Origin of the sequence: Actinomycetospora sp. NBC_00405, from assembly GCF_036044095.1 — a bacterium.
Taxonomy (GTDB): domain Bacteria; phylum Actinomycetota; class Actinomycetes; order Mycobacteriales; family Pseudonocardiaceae; genus Actinomycetospora; species Actinomycetospora callitridis.
Map to the genome: position 1 here is coordinate 3,861,631 of NZ_CP107938.1, position 17,965 is coordinate 3,879,595.

The following is a 17,965-nucleotide window of genomic DNA, read 5'->3' on the forward strand; positions in this document are numbered from 1 at the left end:
GAGACCTCCGGTCGTGTGAGCACCTCTCCGTGCCCGTGACACGGATGATCGCTCACGCGGACTTCAGCGCAAGTGCGCGTCCAACCAGTTCAGGACCCGGCTGCGCGCCTCCATCTTGGTCGCCTCCTCCGAGTTCCCCTCGTCGAGGGGATCCGGCTGGACGGCGGCGTGCTCGTCGGCGTCGAAACGGTGCTCGCGCGAGGGGTAGACGACGACGTCGACGACGCGGCCGGAGGCGTGGGCGGCCTCGCGGAGCCGGTCGACGTCGGCGGGGTCGACGGGATCGCCCCGCTCGCCGTAGAGACCGAGCCACGGGCAGGTCAGCTCGCCGACCACGTCGAGCAGCCGGGGCAGGCCCTCGGCCAGCGGGGACGCGACGCCGGCCGCCGAGACCGTGATCACCGCACCGAGCGAGCGCTGCGCGGCGACGACGAGGGCGGCGGTGGCGCCGAGGTCGAAGCCGAGGACCGCCATCCGGTCGGAGGAGACGCCGCGGTCGGCGAGCACGCCGAAGGCGGCGTCGGAGTCCGCGAGCACCGACTCCCCGGTGATCGCCGCGACGGCGCGGTCGACGGCCTCGTCCTCGCCGGTCTGCTCGTCGATCCCGGGGTCGTCGCGGTGGTAGAGGTGCGGGGCGACGGCCAGCCACCCCTCCCCGGCGAGGGCCTCGACGATCGCCTGCGTCCGCGAGGTGACGCCACGCGATTCGTGCAGCACGACGACCCCGCCCCGGACGGCGCCCTCGGGCTCGCCGATCGTCAACCTCAGCTGCGTCTCGTCGACCAGGGGGATGGTCTCCGTGCGCGTCCCCGTCATCCCCTCAGCCTTCCACGTCCCGCGAGTCCCGTCCCGCGGACCTCGTCGATCACGAGGTGCCCCGGCGACGCCGTCTACCGTGGTCGTCGTGCCCGTGCGACTCCGTGACGACCTCGCCGCCCTCCCCACCTACGTGGCGGGACGCACCGTGCCCGGCGCGGTGAAGCTCGCGAGCAACGAGATGCCGCTGCCGCCGCTGCCCGCCGTGCTCGACGCGATCGCGCGGGCCGCGGAGGCCGGCAACCGCTATCCCGACATCGCCGTGACCACCCTCACCGCCCGGCTCGCCGAGCACCACGGCATCGACCCGGCCCGCATCGCGGTCGGCTGCGGGTCGGTCGCCCTGTGCGGGCAGCTCGTGCAGTCGGTGTGCGCGCCCGGCGACGAGGTCGTGTTCGCCTGGCGGTCGTTCGAGGCCTATCCGATCGTCGCCCTGACGGGCCACGCGCGGGCCGTCCGGGTGCCGCTCACCGCGGGCCACGTCCACGACCTCGACGCCATGGCCGACGCGATCACCGACCGAACGCGCCTGGTCTTCGTCTGCAACCCGAACAACCCCACGGGCACCGCCGTCGACGAGGACGCGCTGCGGGCCTTCCTCGCGCGCGTGCCGTCCGACGTCCTGGTGGTGCTCGACGAGGCCTACCGCGAGTTCGTCAGCGACGCGCGGGTCCCGGACGGCCTGGCGCTCGCCGAGGAGTTCGACAACATCTGCGTGCTGCGGACGTTCTCGAAGGCCCACCGTCTCGCCGGCCTGCGGGTGGGCTACGCCGTCGCGCCGCCCGAGCTGGCCGCGGCCCTGCGCGGGGTCTCGGTGCCGTTCGCGGTCTCCGCGCCCGCGCAGGCCGCCGCACTGGCGGCGCTGGACAGCCTCGACGAGCTGCTCGCCGACTGCGCTGGCGCGGTCGCGGAGGTCGGGCGGATGACCTCGGAACTGCGCACCCTCGGGTACGAGGTGCCGCCGTCGCAGGCCAACTTCGTCTGGCTCCCGCTGGGCGACCGGGCGACCGAGTTCTCCGAGCACGCGCTGGAGAACAAGGTGGTCGTCCGCGCGTTCGCGGGCGACGGTGTGCGGGTCAGCGCCGGGACCTCCGAGGAGGTCGACCTCTTCCTCTCGGCCGCCGGCTCGTTCCCGCGCTGAGGGGGCCGCCGCACCAGCCAGCGGTGCACCGGGCGCTCGACGAGCACGGTGAGCGCCCAGCCGAGCACCACGGCGACCGCCACCACGAGAGCCAGCCGCGGCCAGCCCTGGACGCCGAAGCGCGCCTCGAGACCCCAGGCGACGAAGTAGCCGATCTGCTGGTTCACCAGGTAGATGCCGTAGGACAGCCCGGCGAGCCAGGTGACGACGCGCGGGAGCGCGCCGACCCGCAGGACGCTCCAGTCACGGCCGGCGGCCGCCGCGGTGATCCCCCCGACGGCGACCGCGAGCACCAGCACCGACGGCAGGTCGGGCGTGTGGACGTACTCGGCGGCGAGCCCGGTGACGACGAGGGCGGCGAGGTGCGGGGCGCTCACGCGGCCGCGCGACCAGAGCCACACGGCGAGCCCGATCCCGAAGACCTGCCAGCGGTACATCACGAAGCCCTCGAACGCCGAGGCGACGACGCCGTCCGGCGGGGCCGTCCGCATCACGACGACGGGCAGGACGATCACGGTCCAGGCCACGGCCGGCAGCGTCCACCGGCGCCGCCAGACGTCGCGGCCCAGCCACGCGGCCGCCACCGCGGCGAGGGTGAACATCGTCAGCTGGGCGGGCAGCGTCCAGTAGGAGTGGTCGATGTAGGTGACGCGCGAGTCCCAGCCCTGCAGCAGCAGGAGGTTGCCGATGAGGTCGCGACCACTGGGGCGCCAGTAGCCGTACTGCGCCGCGTAGAGGGTCGCGAGGTAGGTGACGACGACGGCGACGGCGTACGCGGGCAGGAGCCGGGCGAGCCGGTCGGCCCACCAGCGTGCGGGCGGACGCGTCGCGAGCGTGACGCAGACGAAGTACGCCGAGACGACCATCAGCGTGTTGGCGCCCGCCTGGATGCTCCAGGTGAAGGGCGTGGGCGTCACCCACGGCAGCACGTCGCTGACGGTGTACGTGGCGTGCTGGACGACCACACTCGCCACGGCGGCGACGCGCAGCACGTCCCAGCTCAGCTGGCGAGATCGGCTCATCGCGACCGGACGCTAGGAACGCCTCCTGAGGAGGGGCTGAGACGACACCACGGCGGACCTGAGGTTCGTCAGGCCCGCAGCTCGGAGGCGGGGACACGGCGCGTGACGTCGCACACCGGCCCGTCGCGGCGCCCTCCGGTGAGACGCACGGCACCGAGGCAGAACTGCAGCCAGAGCCCGGCCTGGATCTCGCGACCGATCGCGAGCCGACGGTAGACGATCTCGGCCCCGCGGTCCCCCGCCCGCGCCCAGGCCTCGATCGTGAACTCGACGACGCCCGCTCCGTCGTCGGCGGCGCGGAACTCGATGACGCCGGCCTCGAGGTGCCCGTCGAGCGTCCCGAGGCGGAACCCGGAGGCGTTGCGCGACAGCACCCGCACGGGGCCGTCCCACGGCGCCGGCATGTACACCCGGTACTCGTCGCCGACGCGCATCGTGCCGGGCTCCCCGCGCTCGCGGGCGAACGTGACGACGTGCGGCGGGACCGCGCGGTCGAGGTCCTGCGACAGCGTCTCGATCAGCTCCGCGGCGCCGTGCGTCGCGTCGACGGCGCGCACCGTGAACGTGCGGTGGTACAGCGGGCCGTGGCCGTCGGCGACGGTCTTCGTCCGGCGATCGACCAGGCCGAGCGGCCAGGGCGCGGGCAGGTCGGTGGCGTCGCCCTCGGCCCGGTGCCGCTCGGTGATCGGCAGCGTCCGCAGGTGGCGGACGGCCATGACCGCCGCCCCCCAGGCACGCCGGAGGCGTCCGATCGGCGGGCGGTGGCTCAGGAGGCGTCGGGGCACCCCGAGCGGGTAGCCGTCGGGCGCTGACAGCATGCGCCGTCGTGAGGACCCGCCCTGTGAGGACCACCCGTGAGGACCACCGCTCGAGGACCGGCCGCGTGAGGACCGGCCCGTGAGGCTCAGTCCCCACCCCGACCCCGCCCGAGGCCTGCGCGACATCGCGGCCTACGACATCAACTACGACCCCGCGGACACCGACGGCCGCGGCTGGCACCACGATCGCGAACGCCATCTCCTCGGCGACGAGGAGCCCGGCGAGCCCGTGCCGGGCGGGCCGTTCGACATCGCGCGCCGGCTCGTGCACGACTACGAGTTCGCCGACCCGAAGATCATGCGCGCGTACTTCCACGCCGACGCGCCGCTGGTCGGCCGGGACATGCTGCTGGAGGGCCGGTTCGTCGTCCTGCGCTTCCCGATGGGCGTGCGCGTCGACGTCGAGGTCGACGAGGTCCGCGACCGCGCCGACGGCACCCGCGAACGCTCGTGGGGCTGGAGCTACCGGACGCTCGAGCACCACCTCGAGCGCGGGCGGCTGATCTACGAGGTGGTCAAGAACCTCGACACCGGGCGCGTGGAGTTCGTCATCACCGGCGTCTCAAGCCGCGCCCGCATCCGGAACCCCGTGATCGCCCTCGGCTTCGGTGTCTTCGGCCGCTGGACGCAGACGCGGTTCTACTCGAAGGCGGGCCGACGCCTCGCCCGGCTGGTCGCGGAGGTGTACGCGGGGGCCGAGCGCCCGGTGCCCGACCGGATCGGACCCGGCGACGTGGTGGTGGCGCCGTCGAGCTGACGCGCCGTCACCGGCCGGGGGGACGCAGGCGCGCGGACACGTCGAGCAACCACGGCCGGTAGAGCGGCCGCAGCCGGGCGGAGCTCAGGATCGACAGGTCGTCGAGCGGCGCCCACTCCCCGGGCTGGCCGAACATCCGCGGCCGGCCGACGAACCAGTGGTGCCGGTGCGCGGTGACCTCCGTGAGCAGCTCGGCGGAGGTCACCGACGCCGCGTCGCCCCGCGCGCTACCGAAACCGAACACGGTCTCGACGCCGCGGACGGCGTCGGCGGCGCGGATCGACGTCTGCAGCGCCCGGTAGTCGTTGCGGTCGTTCTCGCCCGCGTGCTGATCGAGCATCCGTGCGCTGGTGCGCAGGTGGTCCTCGCCGCACGGGACCATCAGCGTGGGACGCGGGAGATCGGTCCAGAGCGGCCACATCCACCAGGTCAGCGGGCGCCTCGAGGTCCACACCAGCTGTCGGATCGCCCGCGCGACGGTCTCGTGGCCGTGGTGGCCGTCGCGGGGGTGCGGGCCGATCACGAGCTCGGCGTCGTGGCGCTCGACGATCCCGGCCAGCTCGCGGGTCAGGACCCGGCGGGCACGGGCGTGGTCGTCGCCGCGGGAGAGCCCCGGCAGCGACGGCGACTCCTCATGGGTGAACCCGGCGACGCGCAGCGCGGCCGCGAGCTCGGCGCGCCGCCGCTCCTGGTCCGCGGGACGGCCGAGGCCCGCCGCCACGTTGACGACGCGCCAGCCGAGATCCCGGAGGGACAGCAGGGTGCAGGGCGCGCCGAGGCTCTCGTCGTCGGGGTGCGGCGAGACGTGGACGACGGTGGGCACGGGGCGCTCCCGGGGCGGCGGCTGGGCGGCGGCTGGGGCACCGAAGGCTAGATCGTGGGCCCTGCTTCGTCGTGGGGACGACCGGGCATCCCCAGCCGCTGCCGGCGCCGGGAGGGCCACGCATGTCCGCACAGGAGCGCGACGACGATCCACCCGACCGGCTGGCGGACGCGGTCGAGGACGCCATGGAGCCCGAGCTCCGGCGGAGCCTCGCGCCCCTCCCCGAGCGGCCCGACCAGGGCCGTGCCCGGCCCCCGAAGGAGCGCGAGGACGCGATCCTCGAGGACCTCCGCGAGCACCGGGACGACGGGTGAACGCACCGGTAGGGCACAACCGACCGCTCGGCGACTGCGGCGAACGTCGCACGTCGCGCCCCACCGAGAATCGCAGGAAGCGTGTATTTTGCGCCGATTCCGGATATCGCCGCATTCCTCGGACAGTCGCGACGCCGAACTGATCCGTTCGGCTCAGCACCGGACAGCGCGTTCCTGTTACCCGGGTTCGTGTGACCGAAAGTAGCGCATTCAGGAATCCGCGCGCAATCCGACGGGGAATCCCGATCTCACGCATTCTGATGACATGCGAGCGACCAAGAGGTACACCGATGTCGCCATCCGGGGCCTGGCGCACGTGGATGCCCCCCACGTCGTCACCTCCGCCGACCTCGAGGAGCGGCTCGCGGAGGCGTTCGGGCGCCTCAAGATCAGCAACGGCCTGCTGGAGAAGCTCGCGGGCATCCGCGAGCGCCGCGTCTGGGACGAGGGGACGATGCCCAGCGAGGTCGCCGCGCAGGCCGGCGAGGAGGCCCTCGCCCGCAGCGGGGTCGCCCGCGAGGACATCGGCGCGCTGATCAACACCTCGGTGAGCCGCGACCACCTCGAGCCGTCGACGGCGAGCATCGTCCACGGCCGCATGGAACTGTCGCCCGAGGCCGTGAACTTCGATCTCGGGAACGCGTGCCTCGGATTCCTCGACGGCATGAACGTGGTGTCGACGATGATCGAGGCCGGCGAGATCGACCACGGTCTCGTCGTCGCCGGCGAGACCAGCCGGTTCGCGATGGAGTCGACGGTCGCGCGGCTCTCCGGCCCGGACGCGTCACGGGCGATGTTCCACGAGCAGTTCGCCACGCTGACCGTCGGCTCGGGGTCTGTCGGGATGGTGCTCTCGCGCGCCGACGGACCGGGCGGGCACCGTTACCTCGGCGGGCTCGGCCGCGCGTCCACGGCCGGCAACTCCGGGCTGTGCATCGGGCAGGCCGACGAGATGCGCACCGACACGAAGGGCCTGCTGATGGCCGGCATGGAGCTCGGCGGGCGCACGTGGAAGGAGGCCGTCGCGGCGTTCGACTGGGACGCCGAGGGCTACGACACGTACTGCCTGCACCAGGTCAGCAAGGTCCACACCCGCGCGGTGGCCGACCAGATGGGCCTGCCGATCGAGCGCTTCCCGTCGCTCTTCCCGCGCTTCGGCAACATCGGCCCCGCCGGGGTCCCGACGGTGCTGAGCAAGGCCGTCGAGGACGGCACCGTCACCGAGGGCTCCCGGGTCATGCTCATGGGCGTCGGCAGCGGCATCAACGCCGCCGCCGCGGAGGTGGCCTGGTGACCGCCGCCGCGACCGTCGAGCTCGACGGCTACCCCTTCGCCCCGAAGACCGTCGAGGTCAACGGGCACGTGATGTCCTACGTCGACGAGGGCGACCCGGACGCGCCGCCGGTGCTGCTCGTGCACGGCAACCCGACCTGGTCGTTCTACTACCGCTCGCTGCTGCGCAGCCTCCCGGGCCTCGGGCGCCGGGTGATCGCGCCCGACCACATCGGGATGGGCCGCTCGGACAAGCCGGCGCTCGACGACTACCCGCACACCCTCGCCCGCCGCGTCGAGGACCTCACGGCGTTCGTCGACGCCCTCGGGCTGAGCCGCCCGATCTCGCTGGTGGTGCACGACTGGGGCGGGCCGATCGGGCTGTCCTGGGCCGCCGACCACCCCGGCTCCGTGGACCGGATCGTCGTCCTCAACACCGGCGCGTTCCCGCTGCCCGACGACCACGGGCTGCCGTGGATGCTGCGCGCGGCCCGCCTGCCGGTGGTCAGCGACGTGCTCGTGCGGCGCCTCAACGCGTTCTCCCTCGGTGCCCTCGTGATGGGCACGGGTCAGAAGTGGCTGCCGCGCGAGGCACGCCGCGGGCTGCTCGCGCCCTACGCCCGCCCGGAGGACCGCGTCGCCGTCCACGCCTTCGTGCAGGACATCCCGCTCGGCCCCGACGACCCGGCGCACCCGGTGCTCGAGCGGCTCGACGAGCGCCTCGCCGTGCTCGACACCCTGCCCGTGCAGGTGCACTGGGGGATGAAGGACCCGGTGTTCGACGGCGACATCCTCGTCCGCCTCGAGCAGCGCCTCCCCCACGCCGAGGTGCACCGCTACCCCGACGCCGGCCACTACGTCCTGGAGGACGTCCCCGGCCCGATCGTCGAACGGGTCGGCGCCTTCCTGGCGGTGCCGTCGGCGGAGCCCGCATGACGGTCGTCGACGCCGCCACCCTCGACGCGCTGCTCGACGAGCACGCGCGGTCCCGTCCGGACGCCGCGGCGCTCGTCCTGCCCCGGCCGGGCCTCGGGGTGTTCGAGTCCCGGCTCGGCGGGCGCGCCACCCGGCGGGTGACGTTCGCCGAGCTCGCCCGCCGGGTCGACGACGTCGCCGCCGGTCTGCGCGCGGCCGGGATCGGTCCGGGCACGCGGACCGCGCTGCTCGTACCCCCGACCGCCGACTTCTTCGTGATCGCCTACGCGCTGATGCGGGTGCGCGCGGTGCCCGTCGTCGTCGATCCGGGCATCGGGCTGCGCCGCGTGCGCAGCTGCCTCAACGAGGCGGCGCCCGAGGCGTTCATCGCCGTCCCGCGCGGCCACCTCGCGCGGCGGGCGCTCGGGTGGTGCCCGGACGCACGGATCGCGATCTGCACCGGCCCGGCGCCGATCCCGGGGACGATCGCGCTGCGACGCCTCGAGCGGACCGGGGCCCGCGCCCCGCGGATGCCGCTCGTCGCCGAGCGCCCCGCGGGCGACCCGGCGGCGATCCTGTTCACCAGCGGCAGCACCGGAGCGCCCAAGGGCGTCGAGCACCGCGACGAGGGCCTGCTCGCCCAGGCCGGGCTCGTGGGCGGGCTCTACGGCCTCGGGCCCGGCGACGTCAGCCTCGCGACGTTCCCGCCGTTCGCGCTGTTCGGGCCCGCGCTCGGGATGACGACGGTCGTCCCGCGCATGGACCCGACCCGCCCGGCACGCGTCGTCCCCGGCCGTCTCGTCCGTGCGGTGGAACGCACCGGCGCAACGGTCATGTTCGGGTCGCCGGCCGTCCTCGACCGCCTCGGGCGCGGCGCCCCGGACGGCACGCTGCTGCCGACGCTGCGCACCGTGATCTCGGCGGGCGCACCGGTGCCGCGCGGCGTCCAGCGCCGCGTGCTCGCCCTGCTCGCCCCGGGCGCGCAGGTGCACACGCCGTACGGCGCGACCGAGGCCCTGCCCGTCGCGACGATCGGCAGCGACGAGCTGCTCGGCCTGCCCGACGACGGGATCTGCGTCGGCCGCCCGGTGCCCGGCGTCGACGTCGCGCTGATGCGCGTCACCGACGGTCCGGTCGCCGCGCTGACGCCGGAGATGCGGGTGCCCGACGGCGAGGTCGGCGAGGTCGTCGTCCGCGGACCCGTCGTGAGCCGCGCCTACGCCGAGCGCCCGGAGGCGACGGCGGCCGCGAAGCTCGACTGGGATGGACGGCTCGCGCACCGGATGGGCGACCTCGCGTCGCTCGACGACGCGGGGCGGCTGTGGTTCGCCGGGCGGGTCACGCACGTGGTGCCGACCGCCGACGGCCCGCTCTACAGCGTGCCGTGCGAGGAGGTCCTCAACCACGACCCCGCCGTGCGCCGCAGCGCGCTGGTCGGTGTCGGCTCGGGGCCCGTCCGCGAGCCCGTGTTCGTGGTCGAGCTGACCGACGGCGCCCGCCTGACCGACGACGTGCGGGAGCGCCTGCTCGCCGTCGCCGCGTCCGACGCGCGGACCCGCTCCGTGCGCACCGTCCTGCCCCACCGCGCGCTGCCCGTCGATCCGCGGCACAACTCCAAGATCGACCGCGAGGCTCTCGGGCGCTGGGCTGCCGGGGAGCTGTCGTGAAGGCGCTGGTCACCGGCGGGGGCGGCTTCCTCGGCGGTGCGGTCGTCGACGCGCTGCTGGCCCGCGGCGACGAGGTCACGAGCCTCGCTCGCGGTTGCTACCCGGCGCTCGCCGACCGGGGCGTCCGGGTACTGCGCGGCGACCTTGCGGACCTCGGGGCCGCCCGCGAGGCGATCACCGGTCAGGACGTCGTGTTCCACGTCGCCGCGAAGGCCGGCATCTGGGGCACCGACGCCGACTTCCACCGCAGCAACGTCGAGGGCACCCGCGCGCTGCTCGCCGCCTGCCGCGAGGCGGGCGTCGGGCGGTTCGTCTTCACCAGCACGCCGAGCGTCGTGCACACCGGCGGCGACATCGCCGGCGGCCACGAGTCCCTCCCGTACGCCACGCACTTCGACTCGGCGTACCCGCGCACGAAGGCCGAGGCCGAGCGTCTGGTGCTCGCCGCGAACGGCCCCGCCCTGGCCACGACGGCCCTGCGGCCGCACCTCGTCTGGGGCCCGGGCGACACCCAGCTCGTCCCGCGCATCCTCGCCCGGGCGCGGGCCGGGCGCCTCGCGCTGGTCGGGGACGGGTCCGCGGTCATCGACACGACCTACATCGACGACGCGGCGCGCGCCCACCTCGACGCGGCCGACGCGCTCGCGGCCCCTGGCGCGGCCTGCGCGGGTCGGCCCTACTTCGTGACCTCCGGCGACCCGCGACCGGTCCGCGAGCTCGTCGACGGCATCCTCGCCGCCGGCGGGCTGGGGCCGGTCCGGGTCACGGTGCCCCGCCCCGTGGCGGTGGCCGCAGGCGCGGCGGTGGAGACCGTCTGGCGGGGCCTCGGCATCGCGTCCGCGCGGGGCTGGATCGCCGACCCCGGCGAGCCACCGATGACCCGCTTCCTCGCCCGCCAGCTCGCCACCGAGCACTGGTTCGACATCTCCGCCGCCCGTCGCGACCTGGGCTACGCGCCGCAGGTCGACCTCGACGAGGGGTTCGCCCGCCTGGCGATCTCGCTGGCCGGCTGAGTCCGGGGCTGTCGAGAACCGGCGGCCGGCTCCGTCCCCGGGGTACGAGCGGCCACGACGGGCCGCGGGACCTGCGGGGAGCCACATGTCGATCAAGCGGATGGACCACGTCGGTGTCGTCGTCGACGACCTCGAGGCCGCCGTCGCCTTCTTCGTCGAGCTGGGCATGGAGCGGGTGGGCGGCGCGGAGTCGGTCGAGGGCGCGTGGGTGGACCGAGTGGTCGGGCTCGACGACGTCCACGTGGAGATCGCCTTCGTGGCGACCCCCGACGGGCACGGCCGACTGGAGCTCACGCAGTTCCACCGGCCCGTGGCGACGACCGCCGAGCCGAGCGCGCCGGCGAACACCCAGGGCCTGCGTCGCCTGATGTTCGCCGTCGACGACATCCACGACACCGTGACGCGGATGAAGGCCCACGGGGGCGAGCTCGTCGGCGAGATCGCGCCGTACGAGGACGTGTTCCTGCTCTGCTATCTGCGCGGACCGAGCGGCATCATCGTCGCCCTGGCCGAGGAGATCGGCGGAGCTACTCGGCCCCGGTGAAGAAGGCGATGGTGCGGTCGGCGCGGGCCTTCGCGTCGTCGGGGTCGAGGCCGGCGTCGATGGTCACCGGCACCCAGGCCTCGCCGACGGCCGTCAGGAACGCGACGCCCTCGGGCGAGGTGGCCCACTCCTCGGACTCGCCGTGCGGGGTCCCGCCGTCGTCGAGGTGCCAGGCGAGGCCGACCAGCCCCAGGTCCCACCCGATCCCGTTGGCGGCGGGGCCGTAGCGGGGCCAGTGCTCGTCGTCGGTGTGGAAGACGTGCGTGAGGTCGAGCCGGGTGCCGTCCCCGTCGGGGCTCAGCCGGAGCTCGATCCAGCTGACCTCGCCGCCGTGCTCCCACGTCGCGTCGAGCGCGTGCGGGGCGTCGCAGGCGGTGATCGTCCCGCCGGCCTGGCCCTCGAGCTGGTAGCGACCGCCGATGTGCAGGTCGCCGTGGACGGGCAGGAACCACCGCGCGAGCCGGGCTGGGTCGGTGCAGGCCGCCCAGAGGTCCTCGACGTCGGTCGGGTACGTGCGGGAGAGGGCGACGAGGCGCGCGGTGCCGGTCTCCCGCTCGCGCGTGCCGAGCCGACGGTGGGTCGCGTCGATCTCGCGGCGGATGTCCACGGCCGTCATCCTTGAGTCGTCGCTTATATAAGTCAAGCCGGGTTGAGCGAGCAGACCTCGGCCTCCACCGCGTCGAGGGCCTCGGTGAGGGTGCCGCCGCCCGGGTGCTCGAGCCAGCGGGTGAGGGCCTCGCCGACGCAGGCGATCCCGATGCCGGCGATGAGCCGTGCGGGCTCCCGCGAGTAGCCGCGGCTCTCCAGCTCGGCGACGACGAGCCGCTGGAGCGCGTCGTGCTTCAGACCCTCGCGCGCCCGGAGCGCGGGCGTCCGCGCGATCACCCGCGCACGCCGGACCAGCATCTCGCGGTCGGGCTCGAGGAGTTCGGCGGCCGCTCGGGCCGCGCAGGAGATGACGGCGAGCGGGGTGCACCCGGGGGGCGCGGACGCCGCCGCCCGCGTCATCGCGTCGTGGAGGGCGTCGTCCTCGGCGAAGAGGAAGTCCTCCTTGTCGGCGAAGTGGCGGTAGAGCGTGCGCTGACCGACCTCGGCCGCCTCGGCCACCGCCGCGACCGTCACCGCGTCGTACCCGTACTCGTCGAACAGGTTCGTCGCCGCGGCCACGATGGCCTCCCGCGTGCGCCGCCGCTTGACCTCGCGCAGCGTCGGGACGTCGGGCCTGCTCACGGGAGCGAGTATGGCACGCGACGCCATCTGGCATACGTTGCCATATGGCACGTCGTGCCACTACGTTGACGACATGCGCGTTCTCATCACCGGAGCCACCCGCGGTCTGGGCCTGGCCACCGCTCGCACCCTCGCCCGCCGCGGCGCCGACGTCGTCGTCAGCGGGCGCGACCCCGCGGCCGTCACCCGGGTCGCCGGGGAGATCGGCGGCACGCCGGTCGTCCTCGATCTCGCCCGCCCGTCCCACGTCCGCGACGTGGCCGCGGAGCTACCCGCGCTCGACGCGGTGGTCGCCAACGCCGGCGTGCAGTTCGCCGGGGCGCCGACGTTCACCGCGGACGGCGTCGAGGAGACGCTGGCGATCAACGTCCTCGGCCATGTGGTGCTGCTCGACGCCCTGATGGCCGGTCCGAACCCGCCGAGGGAGGTCGTCCTCCTCGGCTCGGGCACCCATCTGCCGGGCGAGATCCCGTTCGTCCCCGATCCGGTGGAGGACCTCGACCTCGGCGCGCTGGCCCGGGGCGAGGCGGCGGCCGAGAGCGGCCCGCAGCGCTACAGCACCTCGAAGCTGCACACCACCGCGCTCATCGGGGCGTACGCCCGCGCGTACCCCGACACCTTCTGGACCTGCTACGACCCGGGCCTGATGACCGACACGGGCCTCGCCCGCGACCGTCCCGCGTGGCAGCAGCAGATCTTCCGGACCGTGGGGCGGGGTGTCACGGCCTTCGTGCCGTTCGCCGTGACGTCCGAGCGGTCGGGCGCGACGCTCGCGAGCCTCGTCCTCAACCCGGCCGGCCCCTCCGGTGGCGTCGTGGCGCACCACCGGGGCTTCGGCGACCGGTCGGCGCGCGCCGCGGACCCGGAGTACCAGGACGGCCTGCTCGCCGCGGCGCGGGAGCTCGTCGACGCGCCCGATCGGAGTGCGGCGGCCAGGGCTTCGTGATCAGGTCGTCGGTGTCGCCGGCGTTGACGGGGCGAAGCCCTGGGACTCCCACAGCTCCGGGAAGTCGGCGAGGCTGCGCCGGAGCACCTCTCGAATGCTGGTGCCGGCGAGGACCTGCTCCATCTTCCGCGTGGCCTCGTCGTACACCTCGCCGAGTGTCGTCACGATGCCGTGGCCCACGTAGCACTCGGCGTCCGGCGGCGCGGCGTGCTTCCCGAAGATGGGCTCGGAGCCCAGCGCCTCGTACACGTCGAGCAGGGTGATCTCGGCAGGGTCCCGGGTCAGCACCCACCCGCCGCCGCGACCCCGGACCGCCCGGACCAGCCCGGATTCGCGCAGTTCTCCCAGGATGCGGCGGATCACGACCGGGTTGGTGTTCACGCTGGTCGCGATGCGTTGCGAGGTCGCGACCTCCTTGTCGGTGCCGCGCCGGTCGAACGCGATCCAGGTCAGCACGTGCACCGCCGTGGTCATCCGGGCGTTCGCACTCACCCCTTGACTGTAACCGGATCACTTACGATATAAATAGCGAACCAATCCAGTTACATCAAGGAGGGCCGATGGCCACGTCTGACACGACGGTCCGCGCCGGGGCGCATCTCGATGCCGCCGGCGCTCCCGAGCTCGTGCGCGCTCCCGCCGCCACCTTCGTCTCCGTCACCGGAAGCGGACGTCCCGGCACCGAAGCCTTCTACCGCAAGAAGAGGCTCGTCAGCGACGTCGCGCGCGCTCTGCCCGGCGACCACGACCCGACCGTCGTCGAGCTCCTCTACTGGTTCCCCGAGACCGCCCAGCCCGTGGAGATCGCCGACTTCTACTGGGTCAACCCGACCGACGACCTGCAGTACCGAGTGCTCGGGCGTGTCCCCGACGGCACCCCGACCGAGGACATCGCAGCGGCCTGTCGGGCCGCGACCAGCACCGTGGACGCCGGCGACGAGTTCGAGGTGTTCTCCCTGCCCGAGCGCACCGTCGTCCAGCTCATGCACCACGGTCCCTTCGCCTCCGAGGACCGCAGCCTCGCCGACCTCGGAGCGTTCGCGCACGAGCGGGGCCTGCGACGCAGTGGGCCGCACCACGAGATCCATCTCGACGACTTCGGTCCGGACACACCGCAGGAGAACCTGCGCACCATCCTGCGCGACCCCGTCAGCGTCGGCTGAATCCATGTCGACCGAGACGAACGACGCAGCTGCGACCAACACCGACCTCGCGTCCGCGCGTGACCGCGCCCGAGAGGTGCGCGATCTCTACGAGACCCTCGAACACCGCCTGCTCGGCCGGACGTGGACCACTCCGGAACTGGCCGTCGGGTTCACCAACGACGCGGCCCATGTCGGTCGCCTCGTCCTCGCCGCCGAGGGGACCTGGGACATCGACGGCGACGTCGACGCCGAGCTGCGCCACAAGCTCGCCGAGTGCGTGTGGTGGGCCTTCGTCCTCGCCGACCGCCTCGGCGTCGACCTGCCCGCGGCCTTCGAGGCGACGATGGACACGGTAGGACGAGGACTCGCGGACGCCGTGAAGGGCGGCTGAGAGAGGCGTGGCCGCGAGCTCCGCACCGAAGGAGCCGGGCGACGGGCGCCTGATGACGGGGTGCGCGCGATCACGAGCTGATTCTGCGCACTCCGGTGGCCGCTCTCAATTGCGGAAGCGGGGGGATTCGAACCCCCGGTCACTTGCGTGACGTCCGCTTTCAAGGCGGATGCAATCGGCCGCTCTGCCACGCTTCCGCGGGCCAGGGTAGGACGATCAGCTGTCGGCGCGCAGCTTGGTCACCACACGCTCGAACACGTCGCCGATGACGCGGCGCTCGTGGTCGTCGAGCAGGTCGACGAAGTGGGCCCGCACGCCCTCGAGGTGATCGGGTGCGGCGCGCTGGAGGACGTCGTAGCCGTGGGCGGTCAGGACGGCGAACACGCCCCGGCCGTCGGAGGGGCAGAGCTCGCGGCGCACGAGGTCGTCGGCCTCGAGGCGGGACACCTGGTGGGAGAGGCGGGACTTCGACGCCACCACCTCGTCGGCGAGCAGGCTCATCCGCATCCGGTGGTCCTGCTGCTCGGAGAGCCGCACGAGGATCTCGTAGTCGGCCAGCGAGATGCCGTGGGCGTCCGACAGCTCGCGGTTGAGGCGGCCCGCGAGCAGCGCCTGCCCCGCGATGTAGTTGCGCCACGCGTGCCACTCGACGGGGTCGAGCCAGCGCGGTTCCTGCTCCGCCATCCGCCCAGGATACTGCGGGCGAGGCCCGCTAGCGTCGCGTGTCGTGTACGCGATCAGCATCCGTGAGCCCGGCGGCCCCGAGGTCCTCGAATGGACCGAGCACCCCGATCCCGAGCCCGGGCCGAACGAGGTCGTCGTCGACGTCGTCGCGACCGCGGTCAACCGCGCCGACGTGATGCAGCGCCAGGGGATGTACCCGCCGCCGCCCGGGGCGTCGGAGGTCCCGGGCCTCGAGTGCTCGGGACGCATCGCCGCGCTCGGTCCCGACGTCGACGGCTGGGCCGTGGGCGACGAGGTGTGCGCGCTGCTCGCGGGCGGCGGTTACGCCGAGAAGGTCGTCGTCCCCGTGCCCCAGCTGCTGCCCGTCCCGCGCGGGGTCTCGCTGACCCAGGCGGGCGGGCTGCCCGAGGTGGCCTGCACGGTGTGGTCGAACCTCGCGATGACCGGACACCTGAGCGAGGGCGAGACGCTGCTCGTGCACGGCGGGACCGGGGGCATCGGCACCCACGCCATCCAGGTCGGCAAGGCACTCGGCGCGCACGTGCTCGCCACGGCGGGGTCGCCCGAGCGGCTCCAGACCTGCCTCGACCTGGGCGCGGACCTCGCGATCGACTACCACGACGACCTGCCCACCGAGGTCGCGAGCGCCACCGACGATCGCGGCGTCGACGTCATCCTCGACAACATGGGTGCCTCGGGGCTCAAGGCGAACCTGGCCTCGCTCGCCACCGGCGGCCGCCTCGTGATCATCGGGCTGATGGGCGGGCCGAAGACCGAGATCAACCTCGCGACGCTGCTCACCAAGCGCCTCAGCGTCGGCGCCACCAACCTCCGCGGCCGCGCCGTCGAGGGCCCCGACGGCAAGGGCGCGATCGTGTCGGCGGTGCGCGAGAGCCTGTGGCCGCTCGTGGAGCAGGGGGCGGTGCGCCCCGTGGTGCACGAGTACCTGCCGGTCGCCGAGGCGTCGCGGGCCCACGCCGCGCTCGACGAGGGCGGGGTCGTCGGCAAGCTGATCCTGGTCGTGCGCGACGAGGACGGGGTGCTGGGCGGCTGACGGGTGGGAGCGAGGGACGCCTCAGCTGCGTCCCACGCAGTGAGGGTGACCCTCGCTCCACCACGGGCGGCTGGCCCCCGAGCAGCGAGGGACGCCTCACCTGCGTCCCACGCAGCGAGGGTGACCCTCGCTCCAACACCGCAGCCGAGCGCGCGGGCCGAGCGTCAGAGCCGCGCGAGCGCACTCACCAGCGTGTCGATCTCGGCGCGGGTGCTGTAGTGCGCGAGCCCGACCCGCACGACGCCGCCGACCTCCGCGCCCCCGAGCACCTCGAGGGCCCCCGAGTCGCCGGTGTCGGTGACGACGCAGACGCCGTGCTCGGCGACCCGCTCGGCGACCTCGCGCGCGGTGCGCCCGGCGACGGTGAACGCGACGACGGGGATCCGGCGCGGGGGCTCGCCGATGACCATCACGCCGGGCAGGAAGCGCAGCTCGGAGACGAGGTACGCGGTGAGGTCGTCCTGGTGGGTGCGGACCGAGCTCATCGAGGTGAGCACCTTGTCGCGGCGCGGGCCGTCGGCGTTGTCGTCGAGCTCGGCGAGGTAGTCGATCGACGCGACGAGCCCGGCGAGCAGGGCCCAGGGGGCGTCGCCGACCTCGAGGCGCTCGGGGCCGCGGGCCGCGGCGTCGAGGGATGCGGCGGGCAGGCGGTCGAGCAGGTCGGGCGTACGGAACACCAGCGCGCCCACCGGCGGCCCGCCCCACGCGGCGGCCGAGAGCACCATGACGTCGGCACCCATCGTGTCCAGGTCGAGCGGCAGGTAGGGCGCCGCAGCGGTGGCGTCGACGACCAGCAGCGGCTCGACGCCCGTGCTCCGCGCGGGCAGGGCGTGCACCTTGCGCGCGATGGCCGCGACCTCGGTGCGGGTGCCGATCGCCGGGCACGCGGCCGTGACGGCGACGACCCGCGTGCGCTCGCCCAGCAGCTCGTCGTACTGCCAGCTCGGCAGCTCGCAGGTCTCGACGTCGATCTCGGCGGTGAGCACGCGCCCGCCGGCGCGCTGCGCCGCGCGCTCCCACGGGGCGACGTTCGCGAGGTCGTCGAGCCGCGAGACCACGACCTCGTCGCCCAGGCTCCACTCGGACCCGAGGGCGTCGGCGAGGCGTTCGATCAGCGGCGCGGGCCCGGGGCCGAGGACGACGCCCTTGGGGTCGGCGCCCACGAGGTCGCCCACCGCGCGCCGGGCGGCCTCGACGATGGCGCCACCGCGCAGGGACGCCGGGAACACCCCGCCGGGACGCGAGACGGGCGCGCGCAGGGCCGACGACACCGCCGTCGCCACCTGTTCGGGGACCTGCATGCCCGTCGGGCCGTCGAGGTGCGCCCATCCGTCACCCAGCGCGGGCACCAGCCCGCGGACCCTGGCGACGTCGAACGTCATGCTTTCGGAGGGTACGGAGCAGTGTTGCGGG

20 protein-coding genes, 1 tRNA gene and 1 pseudogene are annotated in these 17,965 nt (G+C 74.1%); 12 read left to right on the forward strand and 10 right to left on the reverse strand.

The genetic code is table 11. The annotated features are described in order from the left end of the window. Positions 1 to 63: 63 nt before the first annotated feature. Positions 64 to 816 (reverse strand): dienelactone hydrolase family protein, encoded by a 753-nt coding sequence (locus OG774_RS19090; protein WP_328303306.1) that lies wholly within the window; start codon positions 814 to 816, stop codon positions 64 to 66. Between the two features lie 88 nt (positions 817 to 904). Between OG774_RS19090 and hisC the strand changes: the two genes are divergently transcribed. Beyond that, complete coding sequence (gene hisC, locus OG774_RS19095; RefSeq protein WP_328303308.1) at positions 905 to 1,957, forward strand: histidinol-phosphate transaminase; 1,053 nt, start codon at positions 905 to 907, stop codon at positions 1,955 to 1,957. Between the two features lie 59 nt (positions 1,958 to 2,016). On the opposite strand, the pseudogene OG774_RS19100 reads toward hisC, so the two are convergent. Together OG774_RS19100 and OG774_RS19105 are read right to left on the reverse strand one after the other, a co-directional pair. Continuing rightward, positions 2,017 to 2,979: pseudogene (locus tag OG774_RS19100) on the reverse strand (acyltransferase family protein); the annotation flags it as partial. 68 nt (positions 2,980 to 3,047) lie between these two features. Next, entirely contained in the window at positions 3,048 to 3,797 is a 750-nt protein-coding gene (locus OG774_RS19105) for a DUF1990 family protein (RefSeq protein ID WP_328303310.1), read from the reverse strand. A 79-nt stretch (positions 3,798 to 3,876) separates the two neighbouring features. Here OG774_RS19105 and OG774_RS19110 point away from each other — a divergent pair, with 79 nt between their 5' ends. Further along, the gene (locus tag OG774_RS19110) at positions 3,877 to 4,554 is read left to right on the forward strand and encodes a DUF1990 family protein (protein WP_328303312.1); all 678 of its coding nucleotides are present in this window, start codon (positions 3,877 to 3,879) and stop codon (positions 4,552 to 4,554) included. Between the two features lie 7 nt (positions 4,555 to 4,561). Here the strand turns inward: OG774_RS19110 and OG774_RS19115 are convergent, their stop codons facing one another. Further along, on the reverse strand, positions 4,562 to 5,377 hold the full coding sequence (locus OG774_RS19115; protein WP_328303314.1) for a PIG-L deacetylase family protein: 816 nt from the start codon (positions 5,375 to 5,377) through the stop codon (positions 4,562 to 4,564). 122 nt (positions 5,378 to 5,499) lie between these two features. On the opposite strand from OG774_RS19115, the gene OG774_RS19120 reads away from it, so the two are divergent. The 6 genes from OG774_RS19120 (at position 5,500) to OG774_RS19145 (ending at position 11,102) form a co-directional block, all read left to right on the forward strand. Further along, positions 5,500 to 5,691 (forward strand): hypothetical protein, encoded by a 192-nt coding sequence (locus OG774_RS19120; RefSeq protein ID WP_328303315.1) that lies wholly within the window; start codon positions 5,500 to 5,502, stop codon positions 5,689 to 5,691. Positions 5,692 to 6,007: 316 nt separating this feature from the next. Next, positions 6,008 to 6,985, forward strand: coding sequence for a 3-oxoacyl-ACP synthase III (locus OG774_RS19125; protein WP_328303317.1), 978 nt, complete (start codon positions 6,008 to 6,010; stop codon positions 6,983 to 6,985). Then, positions 6,982 to 7,899 (forward strand): alpha/beta fold hydrolase, encoded by a 918-nt coding sequence (locus OG774_RS19130; protein ID WP_328303319.1) that lies wholly within the window; start codon positions 6,982 to 6,984, stop codon positions 7,897 to 7,899. The genes OG774_RS19125 and OG774_RS19130 overlap by 4 nt, the downstream gene beginning before the upstream one ends. Beyond that, positions 7,896 to 9,545 carry a fatty acid CoA ligase family protein gene (locus OG774_RS19135; protein WP_328303321.1) on the forward strand — a complete coding sequence of 550 codons (1,650 nt, stop codon included), beginning with the start codon at positions 7,896 to 7,898 and terminating at the stop codon, positions 9,543 to 9,545. Before OG774_RS19130 ends, OG774_RS19135 begins: the two co-directional genes overlap by 4 nt. Beyond that, positions 9,542 to 10,558: an NAD-dependent epimerase/dehydratase family protein gene (locus tag OG774_RS19140; RefSeq protein WP_328303323.1), complete on the forward strand. Its 1,017-nt coding sequence runs from the start codon at positions 9,542 to 9,544 to the stop codon at positions 10,556 to 10,558. The genes OG774_RS19135 and OG774_RS19140 overlap by 4 nt, the downstream gene beginning before the upstream one ends. An 85-nt stretch (positions 10,559 to 10,643) precedes the next feature. Beyond that, a complete protein-coding gene (locus tag OG774_RS19145) occupies positions 10,644 to 11,102 on the forward strand; it encodes a VOC family protein (protein ID WP_328303325.1) in 459 nt (152 codons plus the stop codon). Here OG774_RS19145 and OG774_RS19150 read toward each other — a convergent pair. Together OG774_RS19150 and OG774_RS19155 are read right to left on the reverse strand one after the other, a co-directional pair. Beyond that, positions 11,086 to 11,718, reverse strand: a complete 633-nt coding sequence (locus OG774_RS19150) for an SRPBCC family protein (RefSeq protein WP_328303327.1) — start codon at positions 11,716 to 11,718, stop codon at positions 11,086 to 11,088. The two genes, OG774_RS19145 and OG774_RS19150, sit on opposite strands and share 17 nt — an antisense overlap. A 23-nt stretch (positions 11,719 to 11,741) precedes the next feature. After that, positions 11,742 to 12,332 (reverse strand): TetR/AcrR family transcriptional regulator, encoded by a 591-nt coding sequence (locus OG774_RS19155; protein WP_328303329.1) that lies wholly within the window; start codon positions 12,330 to 12,332, stop codon positions 11,742 to 11,744. A gap of 73 nt (positions 12,333 to 12,405) precedes the next feature. Between OG774_RS19155 and OG774_RS19160 the strand changes: the two genes are divergently transcribed. After that, positions 12,406 to 13,278 carry an SDR family NAD(P)-dependent oxidoreductase gene (locus OG774_RS19160; RefSeq protein ID WP_328303331.1) on the forward strand — a complete coding sequence of 291 codons (873 nt, stop codon included), beginning with the start codon at positions 12,406 to 12,408 and terminating at the stop codon, positions 13,276 to 13,278. Here the strand turns inward: OG774_RS19160 and OG774_RS19165 are convergent, their stop codons facing one another. Then, positions 13,279 to 13,770, reverse strand: a complete 492-nt coding sequence (locus OG774_RS19165) for an Rrf2 family transcriptional regulator (RefSeq protein ID WP_328303333.1) — start codon at positions 13,768 to 13,770, stop codon at positions 13,279 to 13,281. Positions 13,771 to 13,838: 68 nt separating this feature from the next. Here OG774_RS19165 and OG774_RS19170 point away from each other — a divergent pair, with 68 nt between their 5' ends. Both OG774_RS19170 and OG774_RS19175 read left to right on the forward strand, forming a co-directional pair. Then, positions 13,839 to 14,441: a GyrI-like domain-containing protein gene (locus OG774_RS19170; protein WP_328303335.1), complete on the forward strand. Its 603-nt coding sequence runs from the start codon at positions 13,839 to 13,841 to the stop codon at positions 14,439 to 14,441. Between the two features lie 4 nt (positions 14,442 to 14,445). Continuing rightward, the gene (locus OG774_RS19175) at positions 14,446 to 14,814 is read left to right on the forward strand and encodes a hypothetical protein (RefSeq protein WP_328303337.1); all 369 of its coding nucleotides are present in this window, start codon (positions 14,446 to 14,448) and stop codon (positions 14,812 to 14,814) included. 112 nt (positions 14,815 to 14,926) lie between these two features. Here OG774_RS19175 and OG774_RS19180 read toward each other — a convergent pair. Both OG774_RS19180 and OG774_RS19185 read right to left on the reverse strand, forming a co-directional pair. Further along, positions 14,927 to 15,011: transfer RNA gene (locus OG774_RS19180), tRNA-Ser, on the reverse strand. A 19-nt stretch (positions 15,012 to 15,030) separates the two neighbouring features. Further along, positions 15,031 to 15,498, reverse strand: coding sequence for a MarR family winged helix-turn-helix transcriptional regulator (locus OG774_RS19185; protein ID WP_328303339.1), 468 nt, complete (start codon positions 15,496 to 15,498; stop codon positions 15,031 to 15,033). Between the two features lie 43 nt (positions 15,499 to 15,541). Between OG774_RS19185 and OG774_RS19190 the strand changes: the two genes are divergently transcribed. Beyond that, positions 15,542 to 16,552 (forward strand): NAD(P)H-quinone oxidoreductase, encoded by a 1,011-nt coding sequence (locus OG774_RS19190; RefSeq protein WP_328303341.1) that lies wholly within the window; start codon positions 15,542 to 15,544, stop codon positions 16,550 to 16,552. Between the two features lie 164 nt (positions 16,553 to 16,716). Here OG774_RS19190 and OG774_RS19195 read toward each other — a convergent pair whose 3' ends face one another. After that, entirely contained in the window at positions 16,717 to 17,934 is a 1,218-nt protein-coding gene (locus tag OG774_RS19195; RefSeq protein ID WP_328303343.1) for a cysteine desulfurase-like protein, read from the reverse strand. Positions 17,935 to 17,965: the final 31 nt, after the last annotated feature.